The organism is Streptomyces sp. KR55 (genome assembly GCF_052245645.1).
In the GTDB taxonomy this organism is placed as follows: domain Bacteria; phylum Actinomycetota; class Actinomycetes; order Streptomycetales; family Streptomycetaceae; genus Streptomyces; species Streptomyces flavusporus.
In genome coordinates, this window is record NZ_JBQQCE010000236.1 from 1 (window position 1) to 14,562 (window position 14,562).

Below are 14,562 nucleotides of genomic sequence, written 5' to 3' on the forward strand. Positions count from 1 at the left end.
GGCCCGCCCTCCCCCACGCTCGGCTTCGCTCGAGCGGGAGGTGCCCCCACCGGCGTTGTCGTCACTCTCCCCCATCACTCCGCCTCGACTCCCTCCTCCGCCTTGCAGCTGGACGCTCCCCCACGCTCGACTGCGCTCGCGCGGGGGGACCCCCATGACCCCGCTCACCGGCGCTTCAGGGCGCCGCCGGTTTCCTGCGGCCTGATCCGCCGGACAGGCCCTAGTCACAGGTAGTCCTCCAGCCGGGCCACCGCGTACCCCTGGGCCGTGACCTTGTCGAGGAACCGGCGGATCATGTCGGGCATCGTGCCCTCCCAGTCGTCCCGGCCGCGGAAGTGGCTGAGGACGATGTCGCCGGGGTGCAGGTCCTGGTCCCATTCGCGGTAGTCCCAGTGGTCGACGAACACCTCCTCGTTCCAGAGGGGGGCGTACTTGATGCCGCAGGCCTTGGCGGCGTGCAGGGTGTCCTTGTTGTAGTTGCCGAAGGGCGGGCGGAAGAGGAGCGGGCGTTTGCCGTAGTGCTTCTCGATGACGTCCTGCATGCCGCAGATCTCGCGCTTCTGGTCGTCGTAGGAGAGGCCGGGCAGGTACGGGTGGTTCAGGGTGTGGTTGTTCAGGGCCACACCGTTGTCCTGCATCCGCTTGAAGTAGGCGTAGTCCTCACTGACCAGGTAGTCGCTGAGGAAGGCCGTGTACGGGACGTCGAGGTCGTTCATCATCCGCAGGAACGCCGGGTCCTTCTCCGCACCGTCGTCGATGGTGAGGAAGACGATCTTGTGCTGGGTGGGGATGGTGGTGAAGACCGGCGGGAGCTCGTCCTCGAGGTGGCCGTCGACCTCGAAGCCCTCGCGCGTCGTGATCTTCGGCTTCGTCGCGGGGGGTGGCGGCGGCTTGAGGGGGATCTCCTTCAGGCCCCAGCGCTTCGCGGCGGCGGCGCGGGCGGCGTACTCGGCGCGGAGTTTGGCGGCGTAGCCGTCCAGGGCGCGGGCCGGGGGCGCCTTGAGCGGCGGTGGCTGGCCGGGAGCGGGTGGCACCTCCGAGCCCCCCTGCACGCAGCCGGAGGCGATGGCGGCGAGGGCCAGTGCGGCGACCGAGACCCTGCCCCCCGGACGCCACCGCGACCAGTTTTTGTCATTTTGTAGTACTACTCGCATGCTTGCGGATCCTCGCAGGACCGGCCCGCGAACCTTGGCCGACACCTCCGCCGGAGGCGCACCATCCACCGACTGGCCGACAATGGCCCGGTGAACGACCTCCTCGCTCCCCTGCTCACCCCCGAAGGCCGGGCCCTCCTCGACGAGGTGCGCGGCACGGACCCCGCCCAGGAACTCGCCGTCGCGACCCGGCTGCGTCGCGAGCACCCGGCCGAGTTGGTGTCGGCAGCTCTCGGCCAGGCGCTGCTGCGGCAGCGGGCGGTGGCGAAGTTCGGGGCCGAGGACGCGGAGCGGATGTTCTTCACACCCGACGGGGTGGAGCAGTCGACGCGGGCGAGCGTGGCGGCGTACCGCGCGCGGAGGTTCCAGGAGCTGGGCGTGACCTCCGTGGCCGACCTGTGCTGCGGGATCGGCGGCGACGCGGTCGCGCTCGCCCGGGCCGGGATCCGGGTCCTCGCCGTGGACCGGGATCCGCTGACGGCGGCGGTGGCGCGGGCGAACGCCGAGGCGCTGGGGCTCGACGGGCTGATCGAGGTGCGCCAGGCGGATGTCACGGAGGTGGACGTGTCGGCGTACGACGCGGTCTTCGTGGATCCGGCGCGGCGGGGTGGACGGGGCCGGATTTTCGATCCGGAGGCGTACTCGCCGCCGCTGTCGTGGGCCGTACGGGCGGCCGCCCGGGCCCCGCGCGCCGCGCTGAAGGTCGCGCCGGGCATTCCGCACGAGGCCGTACCCGACACGGCCGAGGCCGAGTGGATCTCGGACGGCGGGGACGTGAAGGAGGCGGTGCTGTGGTTCGGCACCGAGCCCGGCCTGGTGCGGGCCACCCTGCTGCCGGGGCCGCGCACACTGCGCTCCCGCGGGCTGCCCGATCCCCCGGTGCGTCCCGTCGGGCGCTTTCTCTACGAGCCCGACGGCGCCGTCATCCGCGCCCATCTGGTCGCCGAGGTGGCCGACGAGCTGGGCGGCGGGCTGGTCGACGAGACCATCGCGTACGTCACGGCCGACGAGGTGCGTGCCACGCCGTACGCCTCCGCCTATGAGATCACCGACCAACTCCCCTTCAATATCAAGAAGTTGAAGGCACTGCTGCGGGAGCGTGAGGTCGGGATCCTCACCGTCAAGAAGCGGGGCTCGGCCATCGCGCCGGAGGAACTGCGCAAGAAGGTCAAGCCCCACGGACCCAACGCGGCCACCGTCTTCCTGACCCGGGTCGCGGGTCATCCGGCGATGCTGGTGGGCCACCCGTTGGGGTGAGCCCCGCCCGCTCTCCGGGACGGCCGTGCCACCGGCCGATCACCATGCTGACGTGACCTGGAGTGCACTGCGACGAGGCCGACAGCGACTGGTCCGCCGGATTCTGCTCTTGTCCACCGCGGTCGTCTGCGTGGGCCTCGCCGGCTGGATGCTGTTCTCCCGCGACCCGGAGAGCTCGGGTTTCGTCGCCACGGTGGGGAGCCTGTTCGTCGGCATCGTCACCCTCTTCCTCGCCCTGGTCGACTTCTTCCGCCATGAGCCACCCCCATTGGACCCGGGTGCGCTCGCCGACGACCTCGCTCTCGTCCTCAGGGAGCAGTGGCTGGAGGAAGCCACCGCCCGTGGGCTGCGCGACCCGCGCGTCCTGCCGCTGGCGTGGACGGCCACCGACCGGGACGTCGCCCAGCTGCCGCGCACCGGCGACGCCCGCGTACTGCGTATGCGTCTCAACGGCCGGCTCGACGGCCGCTTCGACGAGGTGATCACCCAACTCGCGCACGGCTACAACCAGTTGCCCAACCGTCGCCTCGTCGCCATCGGCGAACCCGGTTCGGGCAAGAGCGTGCTGGCGATCCTGCTCACCCTCGGTCTGTTCGGCGCGCGCGAGCCCGGCGGACCCGTCCCCGCCCTCCTGCCCGCCTCCTCCTGGGATCCGGTCCGCGAACCGCTCGACGACTGGATCGTCGGATCGCTGGCGCAGTCCCACTACAGCGGCCGCCCGGAGATCCCCCGCGCTCTGCTCACCCACGGCCTGCTCCTGCCCGTCCTGGACGGTCTGGACGAGATCCCGGAGTCGGCGCGGCGCAGCGCCATCCGGGGCATCAACGTGGCGATCGGAGCGGAGCGCCCCGTCGTGGTGACCTGTCGCGCGGCGGAGTACGAGGATCTGATCCGCGGTGGCGCCCCGACCCTGCGCGAGGCGCCCGTCATCGAGGTCTCCCCCGTGTCGCCCGGCGACGCCATCGCCTACCTGCGCGATGTGGACTGGCCGCAGGGCACCGACTGGGCCCCCGTCTACGCCCACCTGAGGTCCGCGCCCCACAGTCCGGTCGCCGCCGCCCTGTCCACTCCCCTGATGGTGACCTCGGCCCGTCTCGTCTACCAACGACTGGACCTGTCCCCGGCGGAACTCCTGGACAGCGCACGTTTCGACTGCCAGTTCGCTGTCGAGCAGCATCTCACCGACCATCTGGTCGATGCCGCCTACGCCCACGACCCGCTGCTTCCCGGCACCGGGCGGGACGGCCCGCGCTGGACCGCCGAGCAGGCCCGGGGATGGCTGACGTTCCTCGCCCGCTACCTGCACGACCACCGCGAGCGCGATCTCGCCTGGTGGCGGATGAGTGAGCGGCTGCTGTCACCGTGGTTCGCCCCGGCACTCGGCGTCGTCGCCGGTCTGGTCCTCGGCATCGGTGCACTGGCCTGGATCGTCGCCACTCATGCTCTGGATCACAACGCCAGCGGCGTCCTTTTCCCGACCGCCGCTTCCTTCGCCGGCGGCTTCGCGTTGCTGTCCACGATCGTCTGGTACTCCAGCCCCCGGCGTGCGCCGGGACGACTGTCGTTCGCCGTGCGCGGGTCGCTGGGCCGGCTGCGGCGCGGGTTCCGCAACGGAGTCGTCCTCACCGCCCTCGCCGTCGCTCCCCCGCTCGTCGGGATCACCGGCGCCGTCGCACTGGGCCAGGAAGGAGGCCTCAACTCCTTCGCCGCCGTCGAGCTGTACTACGAGATGCTCATGGTCGGCCCGAGCCTGATGGTGGTCATCGGCCTGGCCCTGGCAGCACACAGCTGGCTCAACGCACCTCCGCGTCACGCGACTCAGGTGAGCCCCACCAAGTCGGTCGCCGAGGACCGCGCTTCGGCTCTCGCCGGAGCGGCCGTGGCCGGCTGCGTGGTGGCCGCGACCGGGCTGCTCGGCTGGTACACCGGGGTGTTGTCGGGCGCGTGGATCGGGCGCATGGCCAACGACTGGGTGGGCTGGCCCGGTGTCCGGGACGTCACCCTCCTCGCCACGGCCAAATGGCACACAGTGGTCGAGCCGACGTTCGGCCAGGAGGCCCCGGTGCGCATCGGGCTGATCGTCGTACTCCCGGGAACCGTGTTCGCGCTGCTGCTCCTGCTCACCCGGGCCTGGCCGCGTTTCGTCCTCGTCAGGCTCTTCCTCGCTGCTCGGCGCCGGCTTCCTCTGCGGCTCATGGGATTCCTCGCCGACGCCCGACGCCGGGAACTGCTGCGCCAGTCGGGAGGCGTCTACCAGTTCCGTCATGTCCGGCTGCAGGAAACGCTCGCGGGCCGACCGCTGTACTCGGACGGAGGGCAGTCCGCGGGGGCCAGCCGTGCGGTGCGACGCCGTCTCGTTCTCGCGGCCGGGGCCACGGCGGCGCTCACGGTCGCCGTCCGGGGCGGACGCCGGGACCAGAGCTTCAAGGTCTTCCCGGCGCCCTCGGCACTGAACGCGCTCGCGTTCCACCCACGTCAGGAGACGACGATCGCCATCGGTGCGGACGACGGGTCGGTCTGGCTCTGGGACCACCAGGACCACCCGCTTCCCCTGCGAAAACACCTGATGAGGGAAGAACTCTGGACGGAAACGTATGTCTGGGGCCTGGCTCACCACCCATCTCGGCCACTGCTCGTCATCAGTGACGACGAGACCACCGAAGTGTGGGACACGAAGCGTGGGGCACTGGCCAGGAGACTCCTCAAGGGGACCACCACATCGTCGGACGTGGCGTTCTCCACCGACGGTGGCCTTCTCGTCGCCGCCGACGGCGAGGTGATGCGGGTGTGGGAGACAGGAACCGATCTCAGCTTCACCAGGGTCCCTGTCGCCCGCAAAGCCGCTCACAGTGCTGGTGGCTACCAGTCGCTTCTTCTCGAACCGGGCACCAACCAGCCGATCGCCCTCGACGACACCGGGCATGTGCGGCGTTACTCCGTCCCCTCGCTGGAACCGGATGCCCAGCCCGTGGCCTCCACACGCCAGAGGAGCAAGGACGACTCGTTCACCAACCTTTCGGCCAATTGGGATGCTGGCCTGCTCGCCTTCATCAGAGAGGGCTCTGGCTATCAGGCGGGCCTGTGGACGCGGACCAGCCCACAGGCACCGTGGTACGAAACACCGTGGTCTCCCTCGGCCTATGACATTGCCGTCAGCCCTGGGGCGCCCTTCCTGGCCACCAGCGACATGCGGGAGCCCCTCGTACACCTCTGGCGCTACACCTACGGCGTGCCGCAGCACATCGGCACGCTGACCGGCCACACCGGGGAGATCACCCGCCTGACGTTCAGCCCCGGCGGCAGCCTGCTGGCCACCGCCGGCACGGACAACACCGTGCGCCTGTGGGAAACCGCCCGCTGGTTCCGCTCCTGACTACCGCAACGACTCCCACAACTCCCCCGCCTCCGGCTCCTGCGCCACCACCCGGTTGCGGTCCGCGGCGGCCGGGACGACCGGCATGGTCACCGTCTCGACCCGGTCGGCGGACAGGCCCTGCAGGCTCTGGCCGAGGCTCACCAGTTCGCCGAGGGAATCGAGGCCGGTGTCGGTGGTGAGGCTGCCGGTGACGGTGTCCGCGACCTCGTAGAGCCGGGTCGGGTCGGAGAGCAGGCTCGTCGATGCGATCTGCTCCAGCAGCGCCTTCACGAGCTGTTGCTGGAGGCCGATGCGGCCCAGGTCGCTGCCGTCGCCGATGCCGTGCCGGGTGCGGGCGAGGCCGAGGGCCTGGTCGCCGTCCAGGTGGTGGGTGCCGGCCGGCAGGGTCAGGTGGCTGTCCTCGTCGTCGATGTCCTCGTCCGTGGTGACGGTGACCCCGCCGAGCGCGTCCACCAGCTTTGCGAAGCCGGAGAAGTCGATCTCGATGTAGTGGTCCATGCGGACGTTCGTCATGGACTCGACGGTCTTCACCGCACACACCGGACCGCCCACCGAGTACGCGCTGTTGAACATCGCGTTGTACGCCTCGGCCGTCTCTCCTCCGGACGCCAGCGGACAGGACGGCCGGGTGACCAGGGTGTCGCGCGGAATGCTGACCACCGTGGCATCGGTGCGTCCGGCGTCCAGGTGCACGACCATCGCCGTGTCGGACCGGGCGCCGCCGGAGCTGTCGCCGCCGCCGAGCGCCTGGTTCTCGGCGCCGCTGCGCGAGTCGGAGCCCAGCACGAGGATGTTGAGGGCCTCGCCGGGCGGCATCGAGGTGGACGGGGAGACGGAGGGCGTCGGCTTCGGCGGGCGGTCGTCGCCGAGCGCGCTGTTGATGTCGACGCTCTCGATGTTGTCGTTCAGGTGCCAGTAGACCCAGCCCCCCGCGGCGGCGCCCAGCAGCAGGACGCCCGCCAGTGCGAAGCCGGCGGCCTTCCACCCACCCGACCGCCGGCCCGCTCTTCTGCCGTCGTCCCCGTTCTCGTCAAGTCCCGTCACAGGGAGGAACATAAGTCCGAATTATTACGAGCAGGGACGTCAGGCCGTGTTTTCTTCCGGAAATCTCATATTCCGCTGAGGATTCTCAGCCCAGGGTCACCACGGGCACCGTATTGCTCCCGTTCCACGTCCCGTTGAACCCGAACGTCACCGAACCTCCGTCCGGCACCGCCCCGTTGTAGGAGGCGTGGGAGCAGCTGACCTCCGTGCCCGACTGTGTGCAGGTCGCGTTCCAGGCCTGGGTGATGCGCTGACCCGCGCCGTACATCCAGTTCACCTTCCAGGACGACAGCGACGCCCCCGAGCAGGCGATCCTGACCTGCCCGGTGAAGCCGGTGCTCCACTGACTGGCGATGCCGAGGGTGTGGCCGCGCACCTGCTGGTCGTGCGCCTCGGCGAAGTCCACGATCCGGTCGGCCTCGGCCCAGTTGTAGGTGCCGCGGCTCGGCTCGACCGACTCCCACTTCATGGCGTTGCCGGGCGTGAGCGAGTTGAACTCGCGGCCCGCGATGTCGCCGTAGGTGCCGGTGAGCTTGGAGCCGGTGACCGCGGTGCCGATGATCTTTCCCTTGGCGGTGGCGAGGTCGCGCAGCGGGGTGTCGACGGCGTGCGCCGAGGGGGCGGCGACCAGTAAGGCGCCGAGTGCGGCGAGGCCGGTGAACAGCGACGCCAGGGACCGGCCTGATCTCAGAGTTCTCATGTGCGGGTGCATCCGAAAGTTTCGGTGGTGCATCCGATTGGCTTCGGAGGAGTGTTGAGGCAGTCGCCCCATGCGTCAATACGTCAGCTTCCGGCCACTCCCGCCAGTCGTGTCACGGGGCCGGCGGCGCCGTACTGCTGCGCACCACCAGGCTGGTCGCCAGTTCCACGCGGGTGGCGGCCTGAGACCCCTCCCCGCGCCCCAGCTCCAGCACCAGCCGGGCCGCCGCCTCGGCCATCTCCGTCAGCGGCTGCCGTACGGTCGTCAGCGGCGGCCCCACCCAGCGCGCCACCGGCAGATCGTCGAACCCGACCACGCTCAGGTCCTCCGGCACGCGCAGCCCCAGCTCGCGCGCCGCCTCGTACAGCCCGAGCGCCTGGAGGTCGTTCCCGGCGAAGACCGCGGTCGGCCGGTCCGGGCGGCGCAGCAGTTCCAGGCCCAGCCGGTAGCCGGACTCGTGGTGGAAGTCGCCGACTGCGACGAGCGAGTGGTCCACCGGCAGCCCCGCCGTCTCCAGCGCCGCCCGGTAGCCGTCCACCCGGGCCCGGCTGCACAGCATCCGCGACGGCCCGCTGATCGCCCCGACCCTGCTGTGCCCCAGCTCGACCAGGTGGCGAGTGGCGGCCAGTCCGCCCTGCCAGTTGGTGGCGCCGATCGACGGCACGTCGGCGCCCGGATCGCCCGCCGGGTCCATCACCACGAACGGGATGGACCTGCTGGTCAGCAGTGCGCGCTGGGCCTCGTCGAGCTCGGACAGCACGAGGATCACGCCGTGCGGACGGCGGGCGGCGACCTGGTCGGCCCAGGTCCGCCCCGGGGTGAGCCGGCCCGCACTCTCGGAGAGCACGACGCTCAGCCCCGCGTCCCTGGCCACGTTCTCCACGCCCCGGATGACCTCCAGCGCCCAGGCGCTCTCCAGCTCGTGGAAGACCAGGTCGAGCAGGGGCGAGCGGGACGACTCGGCCCGGCGTCGCCGGTAGCCGTGGGTGCGCAGCAGCTCCTCGACGCGGTTGCGGGTGCCCGGGGCCACGTCGGCCCGGCCGTTGAGGACCTTCGAAACAGTCGGGGCGGAGACACCGGCCGCACGGGCGATCTCGGCGAGCGTCGCGGTCTGCGCGGACCGGCCTGTCGTCTGGGTTTCTGCGCGTTCCGGGGGAGTCATGGCGGCGATCGTATCTCTGCGCGACCTCTTGACGCGCCCCCTCTACCGTTTTAAGTTCCCGGAACATTCGAGAACATGCACGAAACATTCGAGAGGTGCGTGCTGTCATGGGGTCCACCACGTCGTCCAATGGCGGGCGAGCGTTCAGCAGGCGCTGGGTGCTCGGCGCCGGTGCCACCACCCTGCTCACCACCGGGCTCACCGCCTGCGGCTCCGGCGGTGACTCCGGCAGCGGCGGCGGCACCCTCACCGCCCTCGTGTACGGCGACGACGCCGTGAAGGTGCAGGAGAAGGCCGTCGCCCGCTTCAACGGCTCGGCCGCCGCGAAGTCGGCCAAGGGCACGGTCAAGCTGCAGAAGATCCCCGGCACCGAGTACCCGGCCAAGCTGCGCACGGCGATGGGCTCGCCCAACGCCCCCGACGTCCTGTTCAACTGGGGAGGCGGCTCGATCAAGGCGTACCAGGAGGCCGATCAGCTCGTCGACCTGACCGACACCATCAAGAACGACCCGGTCCTCAAGGACGGCTTCCTGCCCTCGGTGCTGGCGGCCGGCAGCCTCGACGGGCGCAACTACGGCATACCGATGCGCGGCATGCAGCCGGTGATCCTCTTCTACAACAAAGCCGTGTTCACCGAGCACAAACTGCAACCGCCCACCACCTGGGACCAGTTGCTCGACAACAACGCCAAGCTCAAGAAGGCCGGCATCACCCCCTTCGCGCTCGGCGGCTCCGACATCTGGCCCGAGCTGATGTGGCTGGAGTACCTGGTCGACCGCATCGGCGGCCCCGAGGTCTTCGAGCGGATCAAGAACGGTGACGCGTCGGGCTGGGGCGACCCGGCCGTCCTCAAGGCCGCCGAGACGGTACGGGACCTCATCGACGACGGCGCCTTCGGCGAGGGCTTCAGCTCCGTGTCCTACGTCAACGGCGGCGCGCCCGCGGTCTTCGCGAAGGGCAAGGCCGCGATGCATCTGATGGGCTCCTGGGAGTACTCCACGCAGCTCGGCAAGTTCCCCGACTTCGCGAAGAACGACCTGGGCTGGGCGGCCTTCCCGACGGTCGAGGGCGGCTCCGGCGACGTACGCAATGTCGTCGGGAACCCCACCAACTACTGGTCCGTCAACGCCCGTACCCGCAACAAGGACGCCGCGATCGCCTTCCTCAAGGACTGCGCCTCCGAGGCGTACGCCAAGGACCTGGTCGCCAACGGCGACATCCCGACGACGTCCAACGCGGACGCGCTGCTGGACGCCGCGCCGAACCCGGAGTTCGCCAAGTTCCAGTACGAGATGGTCGAGCAGGCCCCCGCCTTCACGCTGAGCTGGGACCAGGCGGTCGACCCGAGTGTCCAGACGCCGATGCTGACGGAGATCAACAAGCTGTTCGTGGGCAAGTCGACGCCGAGTCGGTTCGTCTCGGCGCTCAAGGAGCTGCGGTGAGCGCGAGCACCCGGGCGATGAGCATGCGCACCCGGGCCGGCCGGCCGCACGCCGGCTGGGCCCTTCCCGGGGTGCTGTTCTTCGCGTTCTTCGCCGTGGCGCCGATGGCCCTGGCGTTCTACCTCTCCTTCACCGAATGGAACGGCCTCGGCGACCCGAGGCCGGTCGGCCTGGCCAACTGGCAGAAGCTGCTGGACGACCCCCGACTGACGCAGTCCCTGTGGCTGACAGTCCTGCTGACGGTGACCAGCTGGGCCTTCCAGACCGTCGTGGCCCTGCTGCTCGGTGTGTGGGCGGCGGGTCGGCAGCGCAACCGCGCTGTCCTCTCCGCGATCTTCTTCGTGCCGTTCCTGCTCTCCTCGACGGCGATCGCCCTGCTCTTCTTCGCCCTGCTCGACCCGAACTTCGGCATCGTCCGGCAGGACACCCTCGGCTCCTCCAGCGGCGCCTTCCTCGCGATCGTCTTCGTCGGCGGCTGGCAGTTCATCCCGTTCCACACCCTGATCTACCAGGGCGGCGCCCGCCAGATCCCGGACATCCTCTACCAGGCGGCGGCGATCGACGGCGCGGGCCGCTACCGCCAGTTCTTCTCCATCACGCTCCCCCAGCTGCGCAACACCATGGCCACGTCCGGCGTCCTGATGGTGGTCGGCTCCCTCACGTACTTCGAGACGGTCCTGATCCTCACCCAGGGCGGCCCCGGCACGGACACCGCGATCCTGCCGTACCTGATGTACGAGGCAGGCTTCAAGAGCTACGACTTCGGCTACGCGAGCGCCATCGCCTCCTTCCTGGTCGCGACGGCGACCGGGCTGTCCCTGCTCCTGGTGCGGCTGACCGGCTTCGGCGCCATGCGCAGCAGCCGGGAAGGGATGTGACGGAATGTCGTACGACACGCTGCCCCGCCCTGTGAAGACCACCGGCCCCGGCACACCACCGCCGCCGGCCCGCCACCGCCCCCGGCACTGGACCCGGCGCGCCAACCCCCTCGCGGGTCTGGGCTCCCTGATCTGGCTCGCGGTCGTGATCATCCCGATCTACGCGATGATCTCGGCCTCCCTCACCCGCCAGGACGAGGCCCTGGGCCAGGGCGCTCTCGAACCGCCCACGAATCCGACCCTCGAGAACTACAACACCGTCCTGAACAGCGGCTTCGGCCACTTTCTGACGAACACGGCGATCGTGGCGGCGGCGGTCGTGGCCATCGTCCTGGTCCTGTGCGTCCCGCTCGCCTACGTCGCCGTACGCACCCGCAACCGCTGGTCGGGAGCCGCCTTCCGGCTCTTCCTGCTCGGGGTGGCGATCCCGGCGCAGGCGGTCGTGGTCCCCCTCTACCTGATGATCGCCAAGCTGGGCCTCTACGACAGTCTGCTCGCGATCATCCTGCCGACGGCGGCCTTCGCGATGCCGGTGGCGGTGCTGATCCTGACCGGCACGCTGCGGGACATCTCCGAGGAGCTGTACGAGGCGATGGCTCTGGACGGTGCCTCACCGCTGCGGATGCTGTTCCAGCTGACCGTCCCGCTGGCCAAGGGCGGCATCGGCACCGTCGTCATCTACTCCGCGCTCCAGGCCTGGAACGGTTTCCTCTTCCCGCTGATCTTCACTCAGTCCGACGGACCGCGCGTACTGACCCTCGGACTGTTCAACTACGTCAGCCAGTTCGGCGTGAACATCCCCGCCCTGCTCGCCTCGGTCGTCCTCTCCGGCATCCCGATCTTCGCCGTCTATCTGGTGGCCCGCCGCGCGCTGGTGGGCGGCCTGATGGGCGTGGGCGGCAAGTGACCAGCGGTACGTGACCCCCACCCTCCCGACAGGAGTTTCATGAGCACCGCCCCTTGGCGTGACCCCGCCCTGCCCGCCGCCACCCGTGTGGCCGACCTCCTCTCCCGGATGACCCTCGAGGAGAAGACCGCCCAGCTGTACGGCGTGTGGGTGGGGGCCGACACGGACGGCGCCGGAGTCGCCCCCCACCAGCACGACATGACCGATGCCTTCGATCTCGACGAGCTGATCCGGCACGGCCTGGGCCAGCTCACCCGCCCCTTCGGCACGGCCCCCGTCGATCCGGCGGCCGGCGCCCGCTCCCTGGCACAGGCCCAGCGCCGGATCGTCGAGGCCGGCCGCTTCGGCATCCCGGCGATCGCCCACGAGGAGTGCCTGGCGGGCTTCACGGCCTGGCAGGCGACGGCGTACCCGGTCCCGCTCGCCTGGGGCGCGACCTTCGACCCGGCGCTGGTCGAGGAGATGGCCCGGCGGATCGGCGCCGACCTGCGCTCGGTCGGCGTCCACCAGGGCCTCGCCCCGGTCCTGGACGTCGTACGGGACCCGCGCTGGGGGCGGGTCGAGGAGACGATCGGCGAGGACCCGTACCTGGTCGGCACGATCGGCGCCGCCTATGTGCGGGGCCTGGAGTCGGCCGGGATCGTCGCCACGCTCAAGCACTTCGCCGGCTACGCGTCCTCGGCCGGCGCCCGCAACCTGGCCCCGGTGCGGGCGGGCGTGCGGGAGTTCGCGGACGTCACCCTGCCCCCGTTCGAGCTGGCGCTGCGCGAGGGCGGCGCACGCTCGGTGATGGCGGCGTACAACGAGACGGACGGCGTACCGGCGTCGGCCGATCCCTGGCTGCTGACCGAACTCCTCCGGGAGGAATGGCAGTTCACCGGAACCGTCGTCTCGGACTACTTCGGCGTCGGATTCCTGCAGACCCTGCACCGCGTGGCGGGCACCCCGGCCGAGGCGGCGCACCAGGCACTGGCGGCCGGGATCGACGTCGAGCTGCCGACGCTGAAGTGCTTCGGGGAGCCGCTGGTGGCCGCGGTGCGGGCGGGGGCGGTCCCGGAGGAACTCGTGGACCGGGCGGCCCACCGCGTCCTGCTCCAGAAGTGCGAGCTGGGCCTGCTGGACGAGGACTGGCAGCCCGAGCCGCAGGAGTCGATCGACCTGGACCCGGCGGCGAACCGTGCGCTGGCCCGGCGTCTGGCGGAGGAGTCGGTGGTCCTGCTGGACAACCCGGACGGCGTGCTGCCGTTGGCCCCGGACACCCGTGTCGCCGTGGTGGGCCCCAGGGCCTCGGACGCCCTGGCGATGCTCGGCTGCTACTCCTTCCCCTCCCACGTCCTGCCCCACCACCCCGAAATCCCGACGAGCATCGAGATCCCGACCCTTCTCGAATCGCTGCGCACCGAACTCCCCGACGCGAAGGTGACGTTCGCGGAGGGCTGCGGGGTCGCCGACCCCGACACCTCCGGCTTCGAGGAGGCGGTGGCGCGGGCGGCGGAGGCGGATGTGTGCGTGGCGGTCCTGGGCGACCGGGCGGGCCTGTTCGGCCGCGGCACCTCAGGCGAGGGCTGCGACGCCGCCGACCTTCGTCTGCCCGGTGTCCAGGGTGATCTGCTGGACGCGCTGGTGGCGACCGGCGTCCCGGTGGTGCTGGTCCTGCTCACCGGCCGGCCGTACGCCCTGGGCCGCTGGCACGGCCGGCTGGCCGCGTCCGTCCAGGCGTTCTTCCCGGGCGAGGAGGGTGGCCCGGCGGTGGCGGGGGTCCTGTCGGGCCGCGTCAACCCGTCCGGCCGGCTTCCGGTGAGCGTCCCGGACCTGCCCGGCGGGCAGCCGTGGACGTACCTCCAGCCGCCGCTGGGCCTGGCGGGCGAGGTCAGCAACCTGGACCCGACCCCGCTGTACGCCTTCGGACACGGCCGCTCGTACACGACGTTCGCCTGGGAGCCGGTCGAGGGCACGCATCCCACCATCGGCACGGACGGCTCGTACGACGTCTCGGTCGTCGTCCGCAACACGGGCGACCGCGCGGGCGCGGAGGTGGTCCAGCTCTACCTGCACGACCCGGTGGCCTCCGTGACCCGCCCGGACGTCCGCCTGATCGGCTACCGCCGGATGGAGCTGGAGCCGGGGGACGCGGCTCGCGTGACCTTCCGCTTCCATGCGGATCTCTCGGCCTTCACCGACCGGTCCGGCCGAAGGATCGTCGAACCAGGCGCGCTGGAACTGCGGTTGGCGGCATCCAGCGCGGACGTACGGCACACGGCACAGCTGACCCTCACGGGACCCGTGAGGGTGCTGGGCCCGGATCGCCGACTGCGCTGCGAGACGGAGGTGTCGGACGTGGGGTGACCTCGTACCCGACGGTCAGTCCGCCCGCACCGACTCGAACCGCCACCGATGCACCGCCCGAGTGACCAACTCCCCGTCCGGCTCCGGCAGTTCGGGGAGATCGGCGTCGTAGGCCGCATCCCACCAGGTGATGACCAGCACCCGGTCCTGCGGGGCGCGGAAGGTCTCCCGGCGCAGGGGCTGCTCGGGCAGCTGCTGCTCGGCGGCCCAGGCGAGCAGTTCCGCCCCCCGTCCGGGAACCGCCCGCGCCTCCCACATCAACGCCACCGTCACGAGTACAGGTTCTCCTTGCTGAC

General features: G+C 70.8%; 11 protein-coding genes. 6 read left to right on the forward strand and 5 right to left on the reverse strand.

Features of this window, described 5'->3' with window-relative positions:
* Positions 1-224 precede the first annotated feature (224 nt).
* Positions 225-1,154 (reverse strand): polysaccharide deacetylase family protein, encoded by a 930-nt coding sequence (locus ACTWQJ_RS29705; RefSeq protein ID WP_443309614.1) that lies wholly within the window; start codon positions 1,152-1,154, stop codon positions 225-227.
* 90 nt (positions 1,155-1,244) lie between these two features.
* On the opposite strand from ACTWQJ_RS29705, the gene ACTWQJ_RS29710 reads away from it, so the two are divergent.
* Positions 1,245-2,411, forward strand: a complete 1,167-nt coding sequence (locus ACTWQJ_RS29710) for a THUMP-like domain-containing protein (RefSeq protein WP_443309615.1) — start codon at positions 1,245-1,247, stop codon at positions 2,409-2,411.
* A 52-nt stretch (positions 2,412-2,463) separates the two neighbouring features.
* Positions 2,464-5,784: a hypothetical protein gene (locus ACTWQJ_RS29715; RefSeq protein ID WP_443309616.1), complete on the forward strand. Its 3,321-nt coding sequence runs from the start codon at positions 2,464-2,466 to the stop codon at positions 5,782-5,784.
* Here ACTWQJ_RS29715 and ACTWQJ_RS29720 read toward each other — a convergent pair whose 3' ends face one another.
* The 3 genes from ACTWQJ_RS29720 to ACTWQJ_RS29730 all read right to left on the reverse strand — a co-directional run bounded on the left by ACTWQJ_RS29720 (position 5,785) and on the right by ACTWQJ_RS29730 (position 8,693).
* Entirely contained in the window at positions 5,785-6,843 is a 1,059-nt protein-coding gene (locus tag ACTWQJ_RS29720) for an LCP family protein (protein WP_443309617.1), read from the reverse strand. It abuts the gene before it with no gap.
* A gap of 73 nt (positions 6,844-6,916) precedes the next feature.
* Positions 6,917-7,531, reverse strand: a complete 615-nt coding sequence (locus ACTWQJ_RS29725; protein ID WP_443309618.1) for a cellulose binding domain-containing protein — start codon at positions 7,529-7,531, stop codon at positions 6,917-6,919.
* A gap of 112 nt (positions 7,532-7,643) precedes the next feature.
* Entirely contained in the window at positions 7,644-8,693 is a 1,050-nt protein-coding gene (locus tag ACTWQJ_RS29730) for a LacI family DNA-binding transcriptional regulator (RefSeq protein WP_443309619.1), read from the reverse strand.
* A 107-nt stretch (positions 8,694-8,800) separates the two neighbouring features.
* Between ACTWQJ_RS29730 and ACTWQJ_RS29735 the strand changes: the two genes are divergently transcribed.
* From ACTWQJ_RS29735 to ACTWQJ_RS29750, 4 genes are read left to right on the forward strand one after another with little or no spacing between them, the layout of a single operon-like run.
* Complete coding sequence (locus ACTWQJ_RS29735) at positions 8,801-10,135, forward strand: ABC transporter substrate-binding protein (RefSeq protein ID WP_443309620.1); 1,335 nt, start codon at positions 8,801-8,803, stop codon at positions 10,133-10,135.
* Positions 10,136-10,158: 23 nt separating this feature from the next.
* Positions 10,159-11,013 (forward strand): carbohydrate ABC transporter permease, encoded by an 855-nt coding sequence (locus ACTWQJ_RS29740; RefSeq protein WP_443309623.1) that lies wholly within the window; start codon positions 10,159-10,161, stop codon positions 11,011-11,013.
* Between the two features lie 4 nt (positions 11,014-11,017).
* On the forward strand, positions 11,018-11,920 hold the full coding sequence (locus ACTWQJ_RS29745; RefSeq protein ID WP_443309621.1) for a carbohydrate ABC transporter permease: 903 nt from the start codon (positions 11,018-11,020) through the stop codon (positions 11,918-11,920).
* 39 nt (positions 11,921-11,959) lie between these two features.
* Entirely contained in the window at positions 11,960-14,266 is a 2,307-nt protein-coding gene (locus tag ACTWQJ_RS29750; protein ID WP_443309622.1) for a beta-xylosidase/alpha-l-arabinosidase, read from the forward strand.
* Positions 14,267-14,281: 15 nt separating this feature from the next.
* Here the strand turns inward: ACTWQJ_RS29750 and ACTWQJ_RS29755 are convergent, their stop codons facing one another.
* A complete protein-coding gene (locus ACTWQJ_RS29755; RefSeq protein WP_443309624.1) occupies positions 14,282-14,539 on the reverse strand; it encodes a hypothetical protein in 258 nt (85 codons plus the stop codon).
* Positions 14,540-14,562 lie beyond the last annotated feature (23 nt).

Coding starts and splice junctions, on each gene's coding strand:
- ACTWQJ_RS29730 (WP_443309619.1), bottom strand. CDS start 8,693: ATGACTCCCCCGGAACGCGCAGAAACCCAGACGACAGGCCGGTCCGCG.
- ACTWQJ_RS29745 (WP_443309621.1), top strand. CDS start 11,018: ATGTCGTACGACACGCTGCCCCGCCCTGTGAAGACCACCGGCCCCGGC.
- ACTWQJ_RS29735 (WP_443309620.1), top strand. CDS start 8,801: ATGGGGTCCACCACGTCGTCCAATGGCGGGCGAGCGTTCAGCAGGCGC.
- ACTWQJ_RS29705 (WP_443309614.1), bottom strand. CDS start 1,154: ATGCGAGTAGTACTACAAAATGACAAAAACTGGTCGCGGTGGCGTCCG.
- ACTWQJ_RS29720 (WP_443309617.1), bottom strand. CDS start 6,843: ATGTTCCTCCCTGTGACGGGACTTGACGAGAACGGGGACGACGGCAGA.
- ACTWQJ_RS29750 (WP_443309622.1), top strand. CDS start 11,960: ATGAGCACCGCCCCTTGGCGTGACCCCGCCCTGCCCGCCGCCACCCGT.
- ACTWQJ_RS29740 (WP_443309623.1), top strand. CDS start 10,159: ATGCGCACCCGGGCCGGCCGGCCGCACGCCGGCTGGGCCCTTCCCGGG.
- ACTWQJ_RS29725 (WP_443309618.1), bottom strand. CDS start 7,531: ATGAGAACTCTGAGATCAGGCCGGTCCCTGGCGTCGCTGTTCACCGGC.